Annotated in this window: 21 protein-coding genes; 6 read left to right on the top strand and 15 right to left on the bottom strand. The window is 50.6% G+C overall.

Going from position 1 to position 22,423, the window contains the following annotated elements; genetic code table 11:
- Positions 1-104: 104 nt before the first annotated feature.
- Both SBI19_RS17595 and SBI19_RS17590 read right to left on the bottom strand, forming a co-directional pair.
- Positions 105-1,277 (bottom strand): ROK family transcriptional regulator, encoded by a 1,173-nt coding sequence (locus SBI19_RS17595; RefSeq protein WP_317970514.1) that lies wholly within the window; start codon positions 1,275-1,277, stop codon positions 105-107.
- A gap of 116 nt (positions 1,278-1,393) precedes the next feature.
- On the bottom strand, positions 1,394-2,404 hold the full coding sequence (locus SBI19_RS17590; RefSeq protein WP_317970512.1) for a hypothetical protein: 1,011 nt from the start codon (positions 2,402-2,404) through the stop codon (positions 1,394-1,396).
- 308 nt (positions 2,405-2,712) lie between these two features.
- Between SBI19_RS17590 and SBI19_RS17585 the strand changes: the two genes are divergently transcribed.
- The gene (locus SBI19_RS17585; RefSeq protein ID WP_317970510.1) at positions 2,713-2,964 is read left to right on the top strand and encodes a YolD-like family protein; all 252 of its coding nucleotides are present in this window, start codon (positions 2,713-2,715) and stop codon (positions 2,962-2,964) included.
- A gap of 93 nt (positions 2,965-3,057) precedes the next feature.
- Here SBI19_RS17585 and SBI19_RS17580 read toward each other — a convergent pair whose 3' ends face one another.
- From SBI19_RS17580 to SBI19_RS17535, 10 genes are all read right to left on the bottom strand, one after another.
- Positions 3,058-3,747: a ThuA domain-containing protein gene (locus SBI19_RS17580; protein WP_317970508.1), complete on the bottom strand. Its 690-nt coding sequence runs from the start codon at positions 3,745-3,747 to the stop codon at positions 3,058-3,060.
- Complete coding sequence (locus tag SBI19_RS17575) at positions 3,741-4,481, bottom strand: SDR family NAD(P)-dependent oxidoreductase (protein ID WP_317970506.1); 741 nt, start codon at positions 4,479-4,481, stop codon at positions 3,741-3,743. Before SBI19_RS17575 ends, SBI19_RS17580 begins: the two co-directional genes overlap by 7 nt.
- A gap of 137 nt (positions 4,482-4,618) precedes the next feature.
- Complete coding sequence (locus SBI19_RS17570) at positions 4,619-6,025, bottom strand: ABC transporter substrate-binding protein (protein WP_317970504.1); 1,407 nt, start codon at positions 6,023-6,025, stop codon at positions 4,619-4,621.
- On the bottom strand, positions 6,022-7,371 hold the full coding sequence (locus SBI19_RS17565) for an ABC transporter substrate-binding protein (RefSeq protein WP_317970502.1): 1,350 nt from the start codon (positions 7,369-7,371) through the stop codon (positions 6,022-6,024). The genes SBI19_RS17570 and SBI19_RS17565 overlap by 4 nt, the downstream gene beginning before the upstream one ends.
- Positions 7,371-8,882 carry an ABC transporter substrate-binding protein gene (locus SBI19_RS17560; protein ID WP_317970500.1) on the bottom strand — a complete coding sequence of 504 codons (1,512 nt, stop codon included), beginning with the start codon at positions 8,880-8,882 and terminating at the stop codon, positions 7,371-7,373. Before SBI19_RS17560 ends, SBI19_RS17565 begins: the two co-directional genes overlap by 1 nt.
- Complete coding sequence (locus SBI19_RS17555) at positions 8,879-9,454, bottom strand: RNA polymerase sigma factor (RefSeq protein WP_317970518.1); 576 nt, start codon at positions 9,452-9,454, stop codon at positions 8,879-8,881. Before SBI19_RS17555 ends, SBI19_RS17560 begins: the two co-directional genes overlap by 4 nt.
- Before the next feature lie 514 nt (positions 9,455-9,968).
- The gene (locus SBI19_RS17550; RefSeq protein WP_317970498.1) at positions 9,969-10,862 is read right to left on the bottom strand and encodes an ABC transporter ATP-binding protein; all 894 of its coding nucleotides are present in this window, start codon (positions 10,860-10,862) and stop codon (positions 9,969-9,971) included.
- The gene (locus tag SBI19_RS17545) at positions 10,862-11,896 is read right to left on the bottom strand and encodes a FecCD family ABC transporter permease (RefSeq protein WP_317970496.1); all 1,035 of its coding nucleotides are present in this window, start codon (positions 11,894-11,896) and stop codon (positions 10,862-10,864) included. Before SBI19_RS17545 ends, SBI19_RS17550 begins: the two co-directional genes overlap by 1 nt.
- Positions 11,893-12,933: a FecCD family ABC transporter permease gene (locus SBI19_RS17540; protein WP_317970494.1), complete on the bottom strand. Its 1,041-nt coding sequence runs from the start codon at positions 12,931-12,933 to the stop codon at positions 11,893-11,895. The genes SBI19_RS17545 and SBI19_RS17540 overlap by 4 nt, the downstream gene beginning before the upstream one ends.
- Positions 12,926-14,029: an iron-siderophore ABC transporter substrate-binding protein gene (locus SBI19_RS17535; protein WP_317970492.1), complete on the bottom strand. Its 1,104-nt coding sequence runs from the start codon at positions 14,027-14,029 to the stop codon at positions 12,926-12,928. Before SBI19_RS17535 ends, SBI19_RS17540 begins: the two co-directional genes overlap by 8 nt.
- 276 nt (positions 14,030-14,305) lie before the next feature.
- Between SBI19_RS17535 and SBI19_RS17530 the strand changes: the two genes are divergently transcribed.
- The 3 genes from SBI19_RS17530 to SBI19_RS17520 all read left to right on the top strand — a co-directional run bounded on the left by SBI19_RS17530 (position 14,306) and on the right by SBI19_RS17520 (position 17,653).
- On the top strand, positions 14,306-14,548 hold the full coding sequence (locus SBI19_RS17530) for a hypothetical protein (RefSeq protein ID WP_317970490.1): 243 nt from the start codon (positions 14,306-14,308) through the stop codon (positions 14,546-14,548).
- Positions 14,521-15,099 (top strand): DUF1963 domain-containing protein, encoded by a 579-nt coding sequence (locus SBI19_RS17525; RefSeq protein ID WP_317970488.1) that lies wholly within the window; start codon positions 14,521-14,523, stop codon positions 15,097-15,099. Before SBI19_RS17530 ends, SBI19_RS17525 begins: the two co-directional genes overlap by 28 nt.
- A gap of 121 nt (positions 15,100-15,220) precedes the next feature.
- Positions 15,221-17,653, top strand: a complete 2,433-nt coding sequence (locus SBI19_RS17520) for a M13-type metalloendopeptidase (RefSeq protein WP_317970486.1) — start codon at positions 15,221-15,223, stop codon at positions 17,651-17,653.
- 107 nt (positions 17,654-17,760) lie between these two features.
- On the opposite strand, the gene SBI19_RS17515 is transcribed toward SBI19_RS17520, so the two are convergent.
- The 3 genes from SBI19_RS17515 to SBI19_RS17505 form a co-directional block, all read right to left on the bottom strand.
- Positions 17,761-18,519 (bottom strand): WD40/YVTN/BNR-like repeat-containing protein, encoded by a 759-nt coding sequence (locus SBI19_RS17515; RefSeq protein WP_317970484.1) that lies wholly within the window; start codon positions 18,517-18,519, stop codon positions 17,761-17,763.
- A 406-nt stretch (positions 18,520-18,925) separates the two neighbouring features.
- The gene (locus SBI19_RS17510) at positions 18,926-19,567 is read right to left on the bottom strand and encodes a pyridoxamine 5'-phosphate oxidase family protein (protein ID WP_317970482.1); all 642 of its coding nucleotides are present in this window, start codon (positions 19,565-19,567) and stop codon (positions 18,926-18,928) included.
- 143 nt (positions 19,568-19,710) lie between these two features.
- On the bottom strand, positions 19,711-20,619 hold the full coding sequence (locus tag SBI19_RS17505; protein WP_317970516.1) for a LysR family transcriptional regulator: 909 nt from the start codon (positions 20,617-20,619) through the stop codon (positions 19,711-19,713).
- Positions 20,620-20,754: 135 nt separating this feature from the next.
- Between SBI19_RS17505 and SBI19_RS17500 the strand changes: the two genes are divergently transcribed.
- A complete protein-coding gene (locus tag SBI19_RS17500) occupies positions 20,755-21,510 on the top strand; it encodes an SDR family NAD(P)-dependent oxidoreductase (RefSeq protein WP_317970480.1) in 756 nt (251 codons plus the stop codon).
- 24 nt (positions 21,511-21,534) lie between these two features.
- The gene (locus tag SBI19_RS17495) at positions 21,535-22,278 is read left to right on the top strand and encodes an SDR family NAD(P)-dependent oxidoreductase (protein WP_317970478.1); all 744 of its coding nucleotides are present in this window, start codon (positions 21,535-21,537) and stop codon (positions 22,276-22,278) included.
- Positions 22,279-22,423 lie beyond the last annotated feature (145 nt).

Below are 22,423 nucleotides of genomic sequence, written 5' to 3'. Positions count from 1 at the left end.
ACGCGGTGTCGTAATAAACTAAATGGACATTAAAAAGGCTGTCGAGACTTTCTCGACAGCCTGAGCGACTCCATAGGAGTCGCTTTATCAACAACCTTCTTCCTCTAACTCACGTTCCGAACTTTGCCAAGGAAGGTATTGATCGCATAATACGCTGCGCCGCGGACAGCAGACCGATCCTGCAGATCAGCGAACAGAATGCGCATCCGTTCGCGGTGATAGGACAAAGTGCGCATGTCGACCGCTTCTTGTACCGCCTCTTCGAGCCAGCGGCTTGCTTTGCTCATCCGGTTGCCGATAATGACAACGTCAGGGTTGAACACGTTGACGATGTTTGCAATGCCCGCCCCAAGGTAACCGCCGATGGAGCGGAACAGCGCAAGCGTACGCTCGTCGCCCGCTTCCGCGCTGGCGATGAGCTCGTCCAGTTCCTCTGGGAGCCCTTGCTGGACAGCTTGTTCCAGCAGGGCATTTTCCGAAGCGTACAGCTCCCAGCATCCCCGATTGCCGCAGCGGCAAGGCTTGCCGCTGTACTCGATCGAGAGATGGCCAAGCTCGCCGGAGAAGCCGGATGCACCCTTGTACAGCTCCTTGTGCAAAATAATGCCCGTACCTATCCCGATGCCGACACTGACATAGATCTGATGCGCGATGCCGCGCCCCGCTCCGTACTTCTGCTCGCCTTGGGCACCTGCGTTCGCTTCGTTATCGATCGTGACCGGCACCTGGAACTTGTCCTCCACGAACTGCTGCAGGTCGACGCGTCCCCATTCCAGGTTCGGCGCGAACAGAATCGTTCCTCGGTCATCCACAATGCCCGGCACGCCGATACCGATGCCAACGATACCGTAAGGACTCTCCGGTGCCAGCGCAATCAGTTTCTCTATGCATTCGGTCAACTGCTTGAGGCCCGACGCCAGATCCGGCCGTTTCATCGACCATTCGCGTTCTTCTATTACATGGCCTAGCAGGTCCGTCAGCACGCCGCGAATATAGTTGACGCCGAGATCTATGCCGACCGCATAACCCGCCTGTGCATTGAACAGCAGCATAACGGGCTTACGGCCGCCGTTCGACTCCCCCTGCCCGATCTCCTCAACGAGCTTTGCATCGATCAGATCCAGCACAAGGCTGGATACTGTCGCCTTATTAAGGCCCGATCGCTCCGAAATTTGTGCGCGGGACAGCGGTCCGTTCTTCAGAACGGAATCGAAGACAATCGCTGTATTTATCTTTTTAATCATCGTTTGATCGCCGGTCTGCTGTGTTTTCGCCATCTATTGACATCCTTTGCTGCATTGATAGTATGATTGTAACACAATCCTCTTAGTTTGTTTAGGCAGTAAACGAAGTCGAGGCTGGAAAACTAATGCAGAACCTGTTTTATTTCGTTCTAAGTCCGGGTCGCAGCTTCAAGAAAGTTATCCTGAAGGATCTGTTCATACAAATTGTATTCCTCTTGCTCTAATTGATCGAGCTGGCTTAACAGCATCGGAATGGATCCCTTATTCTGTTGAAGAATGCACTTGAGAAATTTATAACGCAGCATATTGAATCGTTCGGCCAGATCCTTTATTTTCGGCAAAATAAAGCTTGTATCCCATCCGAGTCCTAACTGCTCCGCAATTTCAAATCTCTTCACCATGCCAATTTTATGTTCGCATACAATGTGAAGCGGTCGAATGTCGAATGCCATATTCTCATCTAATAGCAGTGCATGTTCCTTGATGCATTGATAAACCTGCAGCCCATATACCCTGTACTCGTTGCTTCGATAGCGCACCCTTGATTTCATCAAGTCTTCAATGCTATGCATGATGCGTGGCACGTCAACGTTCATCTCGACCGACTTGGTTTTTTTGAACAACTTGCTATGCGCACACCAATGATAGGTCATAACTACATTGCCGAAAGCGTTCTCAATTTCTTCGAACGTCAATGTTGTATCCGAGAACAACTCATTCTTGAAGTAACGGGCATAAACGATTTGCTCTGCTTTATTGTAGCCGTAAATGAAAACCCCGTGATCGTGGTCAAACTTCTGATAGGCTTTCGTTCCTGGAATATAGAATTCGTTGACGATCAGTTCCATATAGTGCTCGTCGTCAATGCAGTCGAATATAAAGCCCATAATACCTTTGCTATAATTCTTAATGATGTTCTGATGAACGTTCTGCACAACCATAATTTCTGAATAGGCTTCATAGAAATCTTCACGATAGAAATCAAGCAGGTTATTTCGGTTCTTCACAAACTCTTTCGAACACATTAATTGAATAAAATGATTCATGAACCACTTTCTATAAAGCGGATCGTTATCAAGATCCAACATCGAGAAGCAATTGGCGTGATGCTGATACCCTAGAAAAAAAGGCTTATAGATTGGCAATATTAATTCATTCATCAAATTCCCTCCTATTGTTTATTAACAGAAGACTTACGATTGCAATGAAACCTCCTAATCTTATTGGGATTTTCGCTGCAAGCACAGATGCCAATAATAGGTTGTATTTATTCATAATGGTAATTTTATAGACGGATTCCGTCAAGACCTTGGTCTGATTCTTTACACTGGATATAGGACAATAGAAGTTATACGTCTCGCGAACGGCAGGAATGGTTTGAAATAGGGGCGTTAGTGAAAATAACCGGTATTCTATCGAATGAACTAAATTGTATAATTGATATAGAAGTTCTAGGAGGACGACATACATGGCAAAATCAAAGGTTCCCAAACGACCGACAAGAGACGAGTTTGTGTTAGAAGAGATAGGCAATCAAATTACGGAAGCTTTTCACGAGGAGTCCATCATCCTGTTGACGATCTGGGGCTGGGAACATCCATTGCGCGGCAAAATCGTTCATCTCGATTCGCGAACAGGCAAAGTGCACGTTCTGACGTCGGAAGAGACCGTTAAAGTACCGTTCATGGACATTATGAGTCTGGATTATCCGAGAGATTAAGAGAATCAAAACAAACGCCGTCTTTCCAGACTCTTAATAGTCTAGGAAAGACGGCGTTTATCATAATGGTCAATGGGCTATCGGCTGCGTTAATCAGCTTCTTGCCGCCCACGCCGTGGCGGCTAGGAGCAGCCGTCGCACCGCAGGGTGGCGGAGCGAGTCCGCGGTATGTCCTGGCATCACGTTGATGATGCGGCCTTGGCCGTACGTCTGTATCCAGACTGCCGGATATGATGCACCTTCGTGCTCATATTGCAGAAGCACTTCGCGGTCCCCATTCGGCGCATCGGCGAATTCGTAGCGGTATGGCTCCTCATCGAGCTCGAACGGCTCGATCGCAGCGAGCAGAGCCGCGAATCGATCAGCGTCCTCTGATGCAATCCCACCTTCCGCTTTACTCGCTTCCACCACAGGGGTGAACTTCAATGGTTGAAAAGGCGGATGCCCCGTAAACTTCGCGCCGAACAACGGCAGCAGTCGCTCATGAATCGCTAGCGAAATGCCGCAGTGCAGCGACACGAGACCGCCGCCCTTCGATACATAAGCCAGCAATCCGTCCGCTTGCTCTTCAGTAAGCTTCTCCGTCCAACGGTCCGTGTACGAAATAATGACATCCGCATTCAACGACGGCTGTCCTTCGAGCGCAGCTCCGTATTCAACAATGGTCTCGACACTGAAGCTTGGAGCCAGGATCGCATTTATATCCTGTTCAACAGCTTGGACGGGATGATAAGGCGCTTCGACGTCACCTAACAGAACGGCTCTCCCCATATCTTTTACCATGGCAGACGCGTCCCGAATTCCGTATCGATATAAGGCGGCTTGCCGTCCGCGTCCGGCCAGTCCGATTCGTTCATGATCGCGCCAAGCACGTTCGCAGCTGATTGTTCGATCGTCAGTCGAGCGGTCGTATTCAGTTCGCCATGCATATAGCTCTGAACCCAGCCTGGATGCAGCACGAGCACGCGTCCGCCAAGCGGCTTCAGTTGGTTGTGAACGAGCGCCGACTGCATGTTTACTGCCGCCTTCGACATGCAATAACCGTACCAGTTATCTCGGCCGCAAGCGCCGACGCTTCCCGCTTCCGACGAAATATTCGCGATGATCGGACGCTCCGAGTTAAGCAGCAGCTTGCCGAACATTTGCGTTACGCGCAGCGGTCCGAGCGTGTTCACATTAAGAACCTGCTGCATTTCTGCAAAATCAAGCGCGTCCGGCAGCTTCTTATCGATATCGCCCAGAATGCCAGCGTTGTTCACGATCAGATCGATGCGTTCCGTCCAGCCTGAAGCCTGCGCTGCTGCCGCTCTTACGCTATCGTCACTGCCGATATCCAAATCTTCTATAATGAGCAGGCGGCCTTCTGCCTGCTGTCCTAACTGTTTGAGTTCCTCTGGAACTTGTCCATGCACGCCGGCAATTACGCGCCAGCCTTGTTCCAGCAGCCCCTTCGCAAGCCCGAAGCCAAGTCCTCGTCCAGCTCCAGTAACTACTGCTGTCCCATTATGTATCGCCAAGCTAACCGCTCCTTTTTGTCGATAATGATAGAGGTTGCACTTGCATGGCTTCATTGTAGCATAATGCAGCAGTCAAACTAGGTAGGAAATCAACTGACTTTCTGTGCTTTGCTGTCATTCCAGCTGATCGATCATCCTTACTTCTTAAGCTCCCGGTCCAAAATCTCCTGCCCCTGCTCTTGCATGCGCTCGATCATTTGCTCGAAGGTTTGCTTGTCGGACATTACGTTCGAGATTTCTTGATTAAGCATCTCTGCCATTTCGGAGTAAGCAGAACTAGATAACGTTCCATAATCCGAGGGAACGTTGGACGGCATCTGCCGATAAATAGACCTTACGATCGGATCCTTCGCATATTCCGCGTAAGTGATATTGCTGGGGATCGCATTATCGCTATAGCCATCCTGAGTAAATCCAGCTCTTACCTTGGCAACGTAATCCCCCATAATGAAGGCGATGACATCCCATCCAACCTGTGCCACAGGAGAACCTGCACGTAAACTCATCGTAAATCCGGGATACATACTAAAACTTCTTGTCCTCGTAGCCTCATCGACAGGCGCTCCCACAGCACCTAATTTGAACGGCACATCCTGATAGGCCCGGTAACTGCCCACTACCATCCCTGCGCGCCCTTCAGTGAATAAATCTGTCTGTCCGGGTTCGCCGTACGAAGCAACTGGCTGCTCACTATTATCTTCTTCCATACCAAGCTCGAATGTCCCGCTCTTATAAGATTCGACAGCCGTTCGATACACGCGCTGCCAAGCAGGCATATTCACGGTCATGACTCCAGTAGAAACACGGTACGGGTAATTACCCAACTGGTCTGTCATTCCGATCAAGCTGGCAAGTCCGCTCGGACCCGAGAACGCTGGAAGAAACCCGATCACCTTCTCCTCTTCTGAGCTGCCGGACTGTGTTACACGCTGTGCCAGTTGTAAAATTTCAGCCCAGGTCATTCCGTCTTGCGGAGGTCCGATACCAAGCCGATTGAACAAATCCTCATTGTAGAACAGCAACTGTCCACGCAGATTAGGCGTCAACGCGTACAGCGCCCCGTCTCTGTTCTGCTTCATTTGTTCGACAATACCAGGATGAATATGTTGTTCCAAGTTATGATCTTCTGACAAATAAACCGATAAATCGCTCAGCAGCCCTTCGTTTGCGAGAGCTTTATACATGGAATCGTCGCCAAGCATGATTAGATCCGGCTGCTCGTTCGCAATTAATTCCTTCATTCGCTTCAAGCGCTCTGAGCTTGGCAGGGCGTAATTCATTGCATCCGACGTTGAGATTACTTGAATCTCAACATTCGGAAACGCCGCGTTAATATAGTCGCCATATTCCAAATTGAAGTTGAGCTCGCTGCTGTCCATCACTTTCAAGACCTGCTTCTTAGCCGTCTCTCCTTTATCTTCCGTACAGCCTGTCAGCCCAGTCAGCACCAGTGCAGCGCTCATCATGAATACCAATAGTCGAAATATGCCGCGGCAGCCCTGCAATAGTCCTCCCAATGGCAAAGCTATTCTCTTCCGCCTCATTCCTTCTGCCCCTTAGCCTTCGCCGCGTCCAGCAGCTGCTGACCCTGTTCCTGCATCCGCTTCAGCATGGTTTCTTCGGTCTGCTTGTCGGCTAACGTATTACTGATCTCCTGTTTAATCATGTTAAAGAACACTTCATAGAACGATGGATCTATCCCTGTTCGATCATCTGGCGGCGTAATGGCCGGCATCTGTTTATACAATCCCGCAGCGCTTTCGTTCTTGGCATGCTGCCCATAAGAGATTCGACTCGGTAGGCCAAAGCCGTTCGCCTGCTGTGCCGACACCTTCGCCACATAGTCGCTGACCATGAATTGTATGAAGCCCCAAGCTCCCTGCACCTCCGACGAGCCAGCACGGATCGCAAGCTTATGATTCGCATGAAAATCAGCGCTGCGAGAACGCGTCGAAGCGTCGACCGGAGCATTCACGGAACCCAGCTTGAACTTCACATTGCTGAACGCCCCATACGATCCAATCGTCATGGCCGCTCGACCTTTGCTGAACCAGTCCGCTGATAAGGTCGCCTCCTGATCGTAATACGTGGTTCCTTCGGCACTTATCTTGCCTTCCGGCGTAAACGATCGGAAGGTTCCGTCCTTGTAGTGGGACAGCACGGTATGAAATACTTGCTGCCAGGTTGTTGTGTCGAGCGTCACTTTACCAGCTTTCAATCGGTACATCGAAAGCCCCTCTGTACTGCCTATATAGGAGGCAAGCTCCATAGGTCCCGAATAGGACTGATAATAGCCGACCGGAGCATCTGACGAAGTAGATGCTGCTGTAAATCGATAAGCAAGCTGAAGCAGCTCTTCCCACGTCATGCCATCATGCGGTAGATCAATGCCATACTCTCGGAATAAATCCTCATTGTAATAGAGCTTAGAAGCAGTAAATAAGGTGGCCATTCCGTAAGGCAGACCGTCTCTGTTCTGCTTCATTAGTTCAAGAACGCCAGGATGAATCTGTTCCGATATACCTGAAGATTGCATATAAGGAGACAAATCCGTCAATAAGCCCTCATCTGCCAGCGATTGATAGATCTCATCGTCTCGCATGACGATGAGATCCGGCTGCTCGCTCTCAATCAATTGCTTCCACCTTTTCTCACGTACCTCGAACGGTGCGTTCCAGTCCGAGGCGTCTTTAGCCGAAATAAATTGAATACGCGTATTCGGGTATACGGCATTCAAATAATCCCCATACATCGAGTAGAAATTCATTTCATCAATATCGGCAACCTTCAGGACATCCGGCTGTTTCACCGGCTCTTCTCCGTCCGAGCAACCTGCCAACGCAATCAGCAGCAGCAATCCGACCAATGCCGCTATTCCGCCCCGCCGCATTACGACTGCTCCTTCTGCGCATTCAATTCATCCTGCTGCGCACGCTGCTCCAGCTTTTCCTTCAATTGAGCAAGCGCCTGGTCGACCGAAAGCGTGCCGGCAATGACTTCCTCCAGCAGCGGCTTGCTGTCCTGATAAGCATAACCAATAAGCGTATTGCTGTTTGGTTTGCCTTCCGCTGCGCTCTGCCAATCCTGCGGCAATTCCAGCTTGTTCTGATAGAACGCAGCAACTTGTTCCTCGCTGAATTTCTGCTGCGCATCGGCTTGGCGAATCGGGGTCTGACTCATCCCTGTACCGATCAATCGCTTGGCGAATTCCGAGCCATTCATGAACTTGACCATTTCCCAAGCGGCCTTCTCGCTGTTTGCCGTCGAGGATACCGCATAAATCTCAAGTAGATGGAAAGAGGAAATCTGATCCCCTGGAACCGGTATCGTGATCCACTTCTGGTCATCTTTCCAAACAGACTTTATTTGCGAAACGTAATACCCGCTTGTCACAACCATCGCCGCATTGCCCTTCAGGAATGGATCCGATGGCGTGAACGACTCCACTTTCGACTCGCTGTCCGCTCCCTTATCCCGATAAATCCATCCGTCCTTATAGCCATTCGTAATCTTCGTCCACAAATCTGCCCAAGCCGGCGTATCGATCGTAACCTGTTTGCCATTTTGCGTGTCGGTCTGCAGTCCAGTAGCTTGTGCAATCTCGTTAACTAAGGAACTGGGATTGTCGCCAAATGACGAGGAAACTAGCCCCGCCGTCCCCGTTCCCTGGAACCTCGCAGCCGTATCCAACAGCTCGTCCCATGTCATGCCCGCATGAGGCAGCGGAATGCCGTTCTTCTCGAACAGCTCTTTATTAATAAATACAGCGTCCGTCTGAAAGGCTGGCGTCAAGCCATACAATTGGCCGCCCCCGTATTGGCGTAAAATATCGATGACCGGCTCGTACATCGCATCGACGTCGACGTCATCCTTGGCGATAAGCGTATCTAGAGGCTTGAGCTTGCCAGCCTTTGCAAGCTCATAATATTGCTGCAGGCTAAGTCTCAACACGTCCGGCTTCTCTTTATCGACCCATTCCGTAACATCTTTCCCCTCGGGAATCTGAGCCGTCTCCACAGTGACCGTCGGATGATGCAGCAAGAAAGGCCGCGCATACTGCATGTTGGTAAAACTATCGTATTGGCCTACCATGACCTTCAACGTCGCGTTCTCATCTGCCAGCACGTCGTTCTGCAGCGCAGCTGGAACGCCGTCCATGCCGCTTGGCTTCTGCTTCAGCATCGAACCGATATCGTCTCTTAATAACCAACCGCCGCCCAGCACAATGACTATGGACGCCAGCGCCGCCGCTGTCCGAAACCAGCGACTCGGCTTATTATTCCGCTCTTCCATTCGGATTCGTTCCCTCACTTTACTCTGAATGTCTGAGGTGAATCCACCATTGCGCATCGGCTGTCCTGACAGTTGTTTCTCCCATTGCTCCTGATACTGCCCGCTCATGTCCACTCCTCCTTGCCGTACGCGGCCGACTCGCCTTCAAGCTGCTTGAACTTGCGGCTTGCCTGCTCCCGCGCACGGAACAGCCTCGACTTGACCGTGCCTTCGGATACACCGAGCATCTGCGCAATTTCTTTCATCTGTAGGCCATGATGGGCAGACAACAGCAGCACTTCGCGCAGCTTGGCCGGCAGGTCCAGCACAATGGACCAGGTTTCATGGACCAGCTCGCGATCGAGTGCTTCACGTTCGGCAGAAGGGTGTAGATCGGACGTCAGCAGACGCTGCGGAAGCAGCATAACCCGTCGCAGCCACGACGAACGCATAGCGTCTAATGCCGTGTTGCGCGTAATGGCAAGCAGCCAAGTGCGCACGGACGATTCGCCTCGGTAGGAATACAGCTTCTCGTATACTTTGACGAATACATCCTGCGCGATATCATCGGCTAGCTCGCGGCTTCGCGTCAGGAATAAGGCATAGTTCCAGACGTCGCGCCCGTACGCTTTCATCAGCTCGTCCAGCACGGCTGACCGATCCAGCCCATCTTGCACATGCTCCAAATATTCGAAAGACAACACATTCACCTCGACAAGTAGACGATTCACGGCAGAGATAGTTCCCTATTTTTCCAAATAAATATTATAGAGGGTAATAGAATAAATAGATAGGCAATGCGCGGCGGCCAGCAACGGCTTGTCTATGAAGTTTGATGCCGACCACATGCCTAATCGGGCGACGTGTACAATCACGCCATCTCTCTGTTGCAAATCGTGCAATAGAACAAGCGTCATACTGTTGCAATTAGGCTTTCCATTGCATTTTGTACAACGAAACCGACTGTCTCTGTTGCACAAAGTACAACATGAGTCTCAAAACAACAGTCCATACCAACATTCTGTTGCATAAAATGCAGCGGCCCCCGCATGCTGAGAACTGCGAGCGGTGCAGAAAGTGTGGTTGACAACTGTCCCCCCTCTATCCAACCCGCATAGTTCTCGCACTCCATAGGTCCGGCAAAACAAAAACTCCCCAAGCGCCTGCCGCACGGGCAGAAACTTGAGGAGTATCGGTTGGTTAAGTATCCATGATCTAATAAGTAAGAACTGGCGTCTCCGGAATTATCGGATTTACAGGTTCTGCTGGTTTTACAGCATCCGCCGGAACAGCATCCAATGGTTTCGCAGGCTTCACATGATGACGTCCGATCGGCACGATCAACGGCGTTCCGGAAATCGGATCTTGGATGACGGCGCTCTCCATGCCGAAGATATCTTTCACCAGCTCGCTTGTAATAACGTCGGACGGAGCCCCTTCTGCCACCAGCTTCCCTTGATGCAGCGCGAAGATATGGTCGGCATAACGCGAAGACAAATTGATATCATGAAGCACCATCACAATCGTTGTTCCGTGTTTACGGTTGAGATCCGTAAGCAGATCGAGAATCTCGACCTGATACGTAATGTCGAGGAAAGTCGTCGGCTCATCCAGGAACAAAATGTCCGTCTGCTGCGCCAGAGCCATCGCAATCCAGACCCGCTGCCGCTGACCGCCGGACAGCTCGTCGATATTCTGATTGGCGAATTCCGTGATCTTCATGATCTCCATCGCTTCGGCGACAGCCTCGTAGTCCTTCTTCGACCAGCTGCTGAACAGCGATTGATGAGGAAACCGTCCGCGGCCAACGAGGTCCGCGACCGAGATCCCTTCCGGCACGATCGGCGATTGCGGCAGCAGCCCCAGCACGCGAGCCAGCTGCTTCGGCGGGATCTTATCGATCTGCTTGCCGTCAAGCGTAATGCTGCCCGAGGTCGGCTTAATAAGTCTTGCCAGCGTCTTCAGCAGCGTCGACTTGCCGCAGCCGTTCGCCCCGATAATGACGCTGATTTGGTTACTCGGAATCGTCAGACTGATGCCTTGGACAATCGTCTTATTCTCATAGCCCGATACGGTCTGTTCCGCTTGAAACGTATGTGTCGCCATCATTATAAGTCTCCCTTCCGATTCATTCGGATCAGCAAGTAGATCAAGTACGGCGCTCCGAGTATGCCCGTTATTATGCCCACAGGGAATCTGGTCTCAAAAGCAAATTGTCCGATAAGATCGGATGCCAATACTAGAATAACGCCGACTAAACCGGCAGGAATAGCGCCTGAGAACCCCGCTCCTACTAATCGTTTGGCGATCGGACCCGACAGAAATGCAACAAAGGCAATTGGACCCGTAATAGCGGTAGCGATCGAAATGAGAATGACCGCGCTCACAATAAGCGCAATTCGCGTCAAATTCGTATTCACGCCGAGCGATGTCGCGGACTGCTCGCCAAGCTCCAGTATGCTCAAATGTTTGCTCAGCATGACGATGATCGGGACAAATAGGATAACCGTGACAACAAGCGGCGGGAGCTCATTCATCTTCGAGCCATTGAGGCTGCCGCTAAGCCATCTCATCACGGCCGGCAGATCATATTGCGCGCTTTTCAGCATCAAATACGATATTACCGCATCCAGCATAGCCTGTATCCCGATGCCGATCAGAATCAAACGTCCGATCGAGAACGTTCCGCCTTTGTTGGATAATAGATAAATAATGATGGTCGTCGCAAGACCGGCAACAACCGAAGCAATCGAAACGACCGTATCGCTGGCATGGAGCATTGTAATGCAGAATACTGCAGCCGCGCCCGAGCCGGACGTAATGCCGATTACATTCGGGTTCGCCAGCGGGTTGCGGAACATCGTCTGGAACGTATGTCCGGCGATGCCGAAAGCAAATCCGGCCAGCATGCCGGCGAGCATTCTCGGCAAGCGTATCGTATTCACGGCGAAAGAAACGCCTTTAATCTTCTCGCCCGTGAGCGCACGAAGAACGTCTTGGACAGGATAGATCGTATTCCCCAGCATCAGCATGGAGATGCACAGCACGACGGATAGAACGGCCAATATGCTCGTAACCGCAATCCATCGACGATGGCGAGCGCGTCTACCTTCCATAATGTAAGCGATCGTATTAGTTGTCATAATGAACGCACTTTCGCTTTCATCGCTATTATTATCAGAATCGGAGCACCGACAAATGCGGTAACAACACCCACCTCAAGTTCGCCAGGACTGCCGACGACTCTGCCGATTACGTCCGACAAAGTCAGCACGATCGCTCCCGACAAGGCTGACATCGGGATGACGAACCGCAGATCAGAACCGAGCACCAAACGCATAACATGCGTAGCGAGCAATCCGATGAAGCCGATCGGTCCAGCCAATGCCGTAGTGGCGCCGCACAATAATACGCCTGCAACAGCCGCAATCAATCTTAATGTTCCCGTACGAACGCCAAGGCCTGTCGCAACCTCGTCTCCGAGAGCCAGCGCATTCAATGCCGGAGCCGTTACAAACGCGAGTACAATGCCAACGATCAGAAACGGCGCGAAGCTTCCGATGACATCCCAATTCCCTGCTCCTACGCTGCCTACTTGCCAGAATCGGAATTGATCCATGACGTAAGAGCGCGGAATCATAATCGCACTAACGAGTGAAGAAAGGGCAGCGCTTGTGGCGGCTCCGGCTAATACAAGCTTAAGGGGCGTGGCGCCGCCACGTCCCATAGAGCCGATTCCGTATACGAATATTGCGGTGAGCATTGCACCAGCCAGAGCCAGCCAAATATATTGACCTGCCGTGCTAATGTTCAAGAACGCAATCCCACAAACAACAAACAGCGATGCCCCTGTATTGACGCCCAATATGCTTGGGTCTGCGATCGGGTTTCGAGTAACGGCCTGCATAAGCGATCCGGATACGCCCAGCGCCGCCCCGCAGAACAGTCCGAAGACTGTCCGCGAGATGCGCTTGTGTACGATGCTAGCCTCGAAGGAATCCGCGTCCGGGTGGAACAATCCGTCAATAACATCATTCAACCGTACCACACGAGATCCGAACACGAGTGAAGCAATCATACAAAGAGCGAGCAGGATGACGCAGATCACCAGCACTTTCGTAAAATGCTTCGGAATATGCAGGCTTGCCTGTTTGTTGGTTGAAGCCGTCGTACTAGCCATTGATCTTAGCTACAGCTGCGTCGATCAGGCCTACATACTCGTCGATCGTGTATGCGATCGAGAGCGGGTTCGGGTTGCCTGCTGCCGCGAGCGGCGTTCCGTCTTTAATGAATACGACCGAGCCGCGCTTAATTGCTGGGATTTTGCCGAACACCGGATCCGCTTGAAGCGTCTTCAGCACGGACTCATCTGCGTAGCTGACAATAATGTCTGCATCGTTGAGAACGTCTGCATTCTCAGCGCTCAATTGAAGATAGAAGCCGGTCTCGTCAGTAACCAATTTCTTAACGCTGTCAGGGAATACCATGCCGAGCTCTTCCAGGAACGCGCCGCGCGGGTCGCCTGGCGTATAGATCGAAACGGAAGACAGATCTTGCGGCGAGATGTAAGCAAATACCGCTTTCTTGCCTTTGATGCTCGGATGCGCGTTTGCCGTATCTGCAATCAGCTTCTCCGTATCTTTAATGAGCTGTTGGCCTTCTTTTTCCATGCCCATGCCTTTGGAGTTGAATTCAACTTGCTCACGCCACGACGTCACCCAAGGCTGCGATTGGTAAGCAACAACTGGTGCGATCTGGCTCAGCGTCTCATATTCTTCCTTCGTAATGCCGGAGTATGCTGCAAGAATGACATCTGGCTCTGCATCGGAGATTGCTTCGAAATCAAGGCCGTCCGTATCTTGGAAAATGTTTGGCGTAGTCGCGCCAAGCTCTTTCAGCTTAGCAGCCGTCCATGGCAGCATGCCGCTGCCGTCTTCAACGCCATAGTTCGCTGCCGAGAAGCCAGCTGGCACTACGCCCAGCGCGAGCACAACGTCTTGGTTCGCCCACGAAATCGTAACGACACGTTCAGGTTTCTTCTCAATAACTGCTTCGCCAAGCGCGTGCTTGATCGTGATCGGGTACTGCACTTCAGCATCTGCAGCTGCATCGGTGGATGCTTCTGTTGTCGTCGTGTCTGCGCTTGCTGTTTCCGTCGTTGTCGCTTCCGTCGTCGATTCGGATTTGTCTTTGCTCGAGCAGCCGGCCAGTGCGATCATCAAGACGATCGACATGACGATTAGAGATTTGAAAGAGAGAAAACGTTTGGTATTCATTGTGGGCATACCCTTCCTTTATTTAAAAGTTTAGTTTGGATGATAATGATTATCAACGTCACTATAAAGGGTATGAGAACGATTGTCAATGCAAAAAACTGTAAATAATCCGCGATAACCCGCAACCACCCGTAATTTCTCTCTAAACTCTCTCTTGTTGGCGCTAAATCTAGCAATCCCCCTCTCACTCTCCCTCGCTTCCTAATGAAGGAGATGAGAATCATTTTATCGAAAACCATCATGATGTTAACCATTATCAGGTATGGAGGGTATAAGATGCAGCCTGTACCATCCTTAGAGATCATTAGCCAATTGTTCGCAGCAGCGGGTTTAGAGAAATATTGGAGTAATTATGAACAATATGTGAAGCCTGGCTTTCTTCTTGAACCTATGCTGACACCAGAAGAACAAATACCTGTCGGCAGCACAAAAATCGGAGGACATCCAGACGTACCAGCAAATTTCAAGTGGCCAGACTGGGAAGGCAGCCGATGGGTTTCATTGCGCAAATCAATCTAGCACAATTCCCTATGACAGCGGTTCATCCGAGCTACCCTGCCACAGGAATCATTCATCTCTTTTATCCCTGCGATGAGGATGTGCTATTCTCTGATGAATTTCTGCTTGAAACCTATCCTGAAGATCAGAATGCAGTGCTATATACTTCGGATTGTTCGAATCTAACACGGATTGAGGCAGACCCTGCTGTTCTTACATTCTCGAGCTGCGAGGTAAAAATCCGATTCGAGAACACCATACCCGATATGATGCGAATTGAGGAAGATCAATTGTTCGAAGACGATAAGGACGCCTATGTACGCTATTTGAAGTTCTGCTCTTCCTACAGCGAATTGACGGATAGCAGCATCGGTTTCCGCTTCCTCGGGTACTTGGATGGCTTGCAATACGGTTCCCAGGAAGTCGGGACGGAGCTGTTGTTCCAAGCCGATTCCAATGAAGAGATCGGAATGAAATGGGACTTAGCGGGACTGCTCTATTTCTATATTTCCAGAGAAGACTTGTTGAACCGAAGTTTCGATGCCGTGTATACGGACCGTGTCGGCACCTAGTTAATAGAACCATACTGGCGCTCTCAAGCAATTGAGGCGTCTTTTTATCGTTTCTTTATCTACCTTATTCATCTATTGATGCTACAATATTACAGGTAAAAATTAACTTGGAGGTGCACTTTTGAAAAAGTTTCAACGCTCCGTCGCAGGTTTGCTCTCGCTTATCATCGCATTCAGTATCGGTCTCTCACAGGCATACGCGTCCACCGACACCTTGATTACGAGAGGACAGCTGGCAGCTCTAATCAATCAGACGTTTCAGATTACAGTGGATCATCCGAAACAATCCTTCTCCGACGTACATGCCAGCGACTCGAACGCCGATGATATCGCAATCGCTGTCACGGTCGGTTATATGAAAGGCAAAGGCGGAAACAAGTTTCAGCCCAACGCTATCGTAACGGGACCTGAATTAGCAATCATTGCATGTAATCTTCTCTCGTGGAAGGGCATTGAACCCGGCAGCAGCATCACCGACGTTCCAGCATGGGCAGCGCCTTATTATGCCGCGCTTGACGACTTCGGTCTGCTGGACGACCTGGGCCTCCCTGCTCACAACGTCACGATCGAGCAGGCGAACCGTTTCATTGCGACATTGTCTTACATCGCGCAAGCAGCCGACAATAATCCTTACGGTGTCAAACAAGTTGGATTAAAGGACGATTTCTACCTGTACACCAACCGGAAGTATCTTGCGGATCCGGTTATCCACCCCGGTTACCCGATGGCCGGAACGTTCATGGACGTAATGAAGAAAGTTGATGACACCCGATCCGAAATAATGGACCAACTGCTCGACAATAAAGATCAAGCTGCCAAAGGTACACCGGAATGGAGAGCGGCTGAACTCTATGCGTTGTACACCGACGTAACCGCTCGCGAGAATGGCATTAAGAAGCTTCGCCCTTATCTGGACGAGCTGTATGCTGTCAAAGATGTCGCTGGACTGCGGGCAATCGCCGACAAGTATTGGGATCGATTCAATTTCGTTCCGTTTGTCGCTTTTGAGCCGCTGGAAGACACGATGGGTGACCGGTCCAAATTCGCTGTATTGTTCGCAGGTTCGGGATTAGGATTAGACTCGCCGCTCTACTATTCTGAAGATCCGTCTATGGATGGTGTTCACAAAGCCTATCTGGCCTACTTGGAGCAGGTACTCAGCTACATCGGTGAGAAAGATGATCTGTCCAAGCGCGCCGAAGCGATATTCGATCTCGAGAAGCAGCTTGCGGACAAATCTACACCGCCAGAGCAATTCCAGGATCCGCAGACGCTCTATACGAAAGCGACATGGGATGAGATGAAGAAGGCGACGACAAACTCGGGATTCGCCGAGTTGTTGATCAAGTTCTACGGTCTCCCTTCCAATATGACGGTTTACTCGCCGGAGCAGGATTATATTAAATTCGCCGACAGCCTCATTACCGATCAGAATTTGCAGGCGATCAAGGATATGCTGACGATCAACGCATTCCTGCAGTATCAATCGGCATTCTCCGAGAAGACGCTAAGCTTCCAAGACGAGTTGACGCAGGCGACGATGGGCATGGTACCTGACAAGCTTTCGGTGGAAGAGCGTGCAACTGCCTTGGCACAAAGCTATGAACCGCAAGCTTTTGACAAACTGTATGTGAGCAACTACTTCCCTGAGTCCAGCAAGAACGATGTCAAAGATATGGTTAGCGAGATCATCGCGAAATACGAGGTTCGGATCAATGATCTTGATTGGATGAGCGACGCAACGAAAGCGAAAGCCATTGAGAAGCTGAGAAACATCGATGTAAACATCGGTTATCCGGACAAATGGGATCCATCGCTTCCTTATAGCTTCAAAACAGCGGCAGACGGCGGCACCCTATTCGATGCCATGATAGAAACAAACATTACTCTCGAATCGACACTTAAAGAGGTCATGAAACGTCCGTACTCGTCGGATGCGTGGAGCATGATACCGGTTATGACCGTCAACGCCATGTATGACCAAACGAAAAACAGTATCATCTTCCCGGCGGCTATTCTGCAAGCGCCATTCTATGATCCTAATGCCAGCCGCGAGCAGAATCTCGGTGCTATCGGAGCCGTTATCGGGCACGAAATCTCCCATGCCTTCGACATTAACGGCGCTCAGTATGACAAAGACGGCAATGTGAGCAACTGGTGGACAGACGCTGACTACGCTGAATTCCAGAAGCGTGCAGCTCAGATCGCAGGAGAGCTGTCCGAGATCGAATTTGTGCCTGGCACTAACGTCAATGGCGACTTGACGCTTGGCGAGACGATTGCGGACCTCGGCGGTCTATCGTGCGTCCTTGACATCGCAGATGACGATCCGAATGCCGATCTATCCCAAGTGTTCGAAGGGTTCTCTCACGCTTTTGCATTGTGGATGCCTGTCGAGACGATCGTCGGATACATGCAGTTCGACCCTCACGCTCCTCAGAAAGTGAGAGTCAACTTCGCCATGCAAATGCTCGACAGCTTCTATAAAGTGTACGGCATTACGGAAGAAGACGAGATGTACGTCCCGCAAGAAGAGCGCGTCTCGATCTGGTAATGCTTCTATATCTAATTCGAAAAAGCCATCCGCATTGGATGGCTTTTCTATTTGGTTATGTATAGGTTGCATATTGATCTTCTCGCGATACTTATTGAACGATTCCTTTAATTCTTGGACCAGACACCCGATCCGGATGTGTTAAGGCTCCACGTTGCGTCTTTACCGATGGTATAGATTCCGTCCTCTGCAAGAGACCAGGAGATTCCATGCTGCATGCCTTCCTTTTCATTCGCGATAGGTTCCCAGTGATTTCCTCCGTCAACTGTCAAATAGATTAACGAGGATTCTGACTCTGGTTTCGTAACTAGAATCCCCTCTTCGGTCGACAGAAATAACGGAGGGTAGACAAATAATTGCGATTGCTCGAAGTCAGCTGGCACTTCAAGCGCTTGTTCCTTCCAAGATTGCCCTCCATCGTTGGTTATGAAGAGCCCTACTGTTCCATCCCATGGCGCATTTGTTGTTATCCAGCCTCTCGATTCATTCAGAAACACGATTCCTGACTTTACTCCACCGGGCAAGACGCTGTCAGCATTGTCTGAACGGGCAATTTCTAACCATGTGCTGCCTCCATCGACCGTTTTGGAAAGAACCATATCCTCTCTATGCATCCCATAGAAGCTGTAAGTGGCTTTCCATCCTAACTGATCATTCAAGAAGAAGGTTTCTTCACGCTCGCTGACTGGCGCCTCCTCCTTAGAATCAGAAGAATTGGATTGTGGTTGTCCCTGCTCCAAGGCAGCTCCACTAGTAATCTCATCTTGTTGTGTCCGAACCTGAGTGTCTTTAACGTTCGACTGGCAGCCTGATAGCAACGCAATCACCAAGGCCGATACAACGAATAAACTTGAGTATCTGCTCATGAAGGGAACCTCCCCCGTTTCATCGTCTAAGTTCCACTACAACAAGGTATCCTCCAGATGTATGAAATAAGTACAAGGTTTCGGAAGAGTAATACCAATCTTCTCTTGAGGGAAATTGTATTCTGCAACGAACGTCAAAGCCAGCTGGATGTCTTCTGCCTTGTCATTGTAAAATGTGCAACGGAATTTACGATTTCGTTCTATTCGGAAGTCTCCATTTCATAATGTACAGCAGAATTTGGACTCATTGGCGCAAAAATGAGGCCGACTAACCGTTTCGCACCATTTCCATTGTACAAAATGCAACGCCTGGCTTTAGACACATTACAGACTGCTGCTTTTGTTGTACGAAAAAGCAATGACGCATGATGGAGGCGCTCATCCATTGACTCCCGCTCCCCTGTTCTCAATAAAGCCGATTCTTATACCCGTCGGCCAGCCGATCCGCTACCGTGTCTGCGGTCACGCCTTCCATGGAAGCATGGGCCGCAATGATGGCAGCCGGCGACGGGAGCAGCTCCTTGCCTGGCCAGAACTCTGGCTTCCATAGCTGCGAGCGCAGAAACGCCTTCGCGCAGTGCATGTAGCACTCTTCTGCCTCTACGATAATGCCCAGCATAGGCACACGATCCTTGACTGCCATGCGGCTCAGAAGCTTCTCGTCCTTCGTAATCGAAGCACGTCCATTGACGCGCAGCGTTTCACCAAGACCGGGAATCATGAACAGCATGCCCACATGCGGATTCGCGATGATGTTGCGCAGCGAATCGATGCGCTTGTTGCCCGGACGTTCCGGAACGACCAGATGCCGATCATCTAGGACGTGAACAAATCCAGGATCGTCTCCTCTAGGCGACACATCGCATTGCCCCGCCTCATTAGAAGTTGAGAGCAGAACGAATGGCGACCTCGCGATAAAATCCCGACAATGCGCATCCAATTGCGTAATCATCTTGCGCTCCACAAGCTCTCCCGGAAATCCGATCAAAGCGCGGAGCTCCTCTTCCGTGCGAATCAATTGGCTTCTATCTATCTCTTGCTCGTACACGTGCGGCCACCCCTTCAACAATAGCTGGATTTGATAATATTACCATGCAATCAAATCATTCAATCATTTCAGAGTAAAAAATAACCACACGCCAAAGAGCCGTAAGTCTAAACCTACGGCCCTCTCCAATCTACAGTAAATCGCTAAGACTCATCCTGCATCAGCTGCAGCTTCAGCCGGTTCATAAACAGCTTCAGAATTCTCGACTTCGCCGCGTGATGATGCATCGCCCACCCCAATGGCACAGGACGGTTCATCGGTATATCCATGTCCATAATATGCAACTCAGGATCGTTAGACAAATATTCGCTGCCCTTGAGGAACGTGTAGTCCACCCCGATAGAGATGGCCATCTCTTCTCTAAGCGCCCCTTTGATCGCAGCCGAGTTGTTCGTCGTGAACAGCAGTTCTACAGGTCCGTACTTCTGCCCGAACTTCTCAATGAACCATTCCAGGTAATCTTCCTTATAGAGAACGAGCGGATATCGGTGAAAATCTTCAATGGCCGCCGACTTCTGCAGCGACAGCCGATTGTTCCGATTCAAGAAACAGACAAGCTTCGTATCCATCACCTTCGCGAACTCGAACTCGTCGATGCCGGAGCGCAAATCCTCGTATAGCACAATGAGTCCAAGGTCGACCTTATGCTGCTTAATATCGCTCATAATTTCCTGAGAGCTCTTCTCTGAAATCTCAATTCGCACATTGGGAAAATCCCGCTTGAAGCCTGCGAGCGTCTTTACGAGCAAATACATCGGTCCAGGGATCGTCGCGATCCGAAGCTCGCCGCTCATTGTATTCGAGTAGCTTCGGGCTTCTTCCTTAAACTCATGAATCTTCTCCAGTATGACGGCTGCCTTCTGAATGAGAGCAAAACCTTCTGCCGTCGGAAAAGTGCCGCTGCGCGATCGCTCGAACAGCTCTACATCGAACTCCGCCTCCAAACTCGAAATCGCTTGGCTCAGCGCTGGAACGGAAACAAATAAGTTTCGTGCCGCTGTCGATAAAGAGTTCGTCTTGGCGATTTCTACGATATAGGTTAATTGATCCATATTCACGGTGTTCATCCGTTCCTTAAGCGCAGATTAACGTAACCTAATGTTTAGTTAATTTATTATTACACATGCCAGTCCTATAATGAAAGTGTAACGAGCAAGCTAACATCTTTGAGAAGAAGGTGCGCATATATGCGTTTGGATGGCAAAACAGCGCTTATTACCGGCGGTGCAACCGGCATCGGCAGAACGACGGCAATTCGTTTCGCGAAAGAAGGCGCACGAGTCGTTGTCACCGATATTAATGAAGCTGGAGCAAGTGAAACAGCTGCTCTAATTCAAGCAAACGGCGGAGAAGCAATCTCGTTCCGCCTTGATGTAGGCAGCGAAGAGAACTGGAAGCAGATCGTACAAGACGTTGTGAAGTCGTACGGTACGATTGATATTTTGTTTAATAATGCAGGCATCTATGTAATCAAGCCGCTGTTCGAGACTAGCATCGAGGATTGGAACCGGATGCTGTCGATCAACGTGACGGGCGTGTTCCTCGGCATGAAGCATGTAATTCCGATTATGGCTCGAAACAAGAAAGGCTCCGTTATTAATGCATCTTCGATTGCAGGTCTCACAGGTGCGCCAGGCCATACGATGTACGGGGCGAGCAAAGGCGCCGTCCGCATCATGACGAAGGACGCCGCAATGGAATTCGCGACGCTAGGTGTACGAGTCAACTCTATCCATCCGGGATACATTAATACAGCGATGGTTGAATACGCATCGGAGACAACGAAACAAAGCAAGGAGCAGCTTGGACAAGCCGTGTCGCCAATGGGTCATGTAGGCACGACCGAGGACGTTGCGAATCTGGTACTGTTCCTTGCTTCGGATGAATCATCCTATATTACAGGCGCCGAGCATGTGATCGACGGCGGCGCAACTGCTCGATAAAGATAATCTAAGGGGTGCGTGAATATGCGATTTGAACATAAAGTAGCAATCGTAACTGGCGGCGCGAGCGGAATTGGCGAAGAGACGACACGATTGTTCGCAGCGGAAGGCGCTAAAGTCGTCATTGCCGACTTCTCGGAACGCGGCGAGACGGTAGCGCAAGAGCTGCGCGACAGCGGCTATGAAGCACTGTTCGTTCGTACAGACGTCACGAAGGAATCCGATGTGCAAGCTCTCGTTCAGGCAACAGTCGAGAAGTTCGGCAAGATCGACATCTTGTTCGCCAATGCCGGCATCGCAAACGATGCGCCAGGACATCAGCTGACGATCGATAAATGGCAGCGGACAGTCGATATTAACTTGACCGGCGTCTTCCTATGCGACAAGTACGTAATCGACCAGATGCTGAAGCAAGGAACAGGCGGCGCAATCGTGAACTGCGGCTCGATTCACAGCCATGTCGGCAAAGCCGGCGTGACGGCCTATGCAGCTGCCAAAGGCGGCGTGAAGCTGCTTACGCAAAGCCTCGGCATCGATTATGCCAAGGAAGGCATTCGCGTCAATGCGATCTGCCCTGGCTACATCGATACCCCGCTGATCGCTGGCCGCAACGAGGCGATTACGCAGCATCTCGTCGGTCTCCATCCGATGGGCCGCCTCGGCCGTCCAGAGGAAGTGGCGAAGGCTGTATTGTTCCTAGCAAGCGACGATGCATCGTTCATTACGGGCGCTAACCTGCTCGTCGATGGCGGATATACCGCACAATAAAAAGCCTGCGGCTAGTATTGAAACGCTGGTCCCCCTTCGGTCCAGCGTTTTTTTTGGTGAACGCGGTTCCCCGTTTATATCGCCTCTCGCAACCGTTACATCGCCCATCGATACCTGCAACCGTTACAGCCGAGACCTACACGAA

Source organism: Paenibacillus sp. CCS19 (assembly GCF_033239625.1).
Taxonomy (GTDB): domain Bacteria; phylum Bacillota; class Bacilli; order Paenibacillales; family Paenibacillaceae; genus Paenibacillus_T.
Note: the sequence above shows the minus strand (reverse complement) of the source record. Positions and strands in the feature narration are given on the sequence as shown.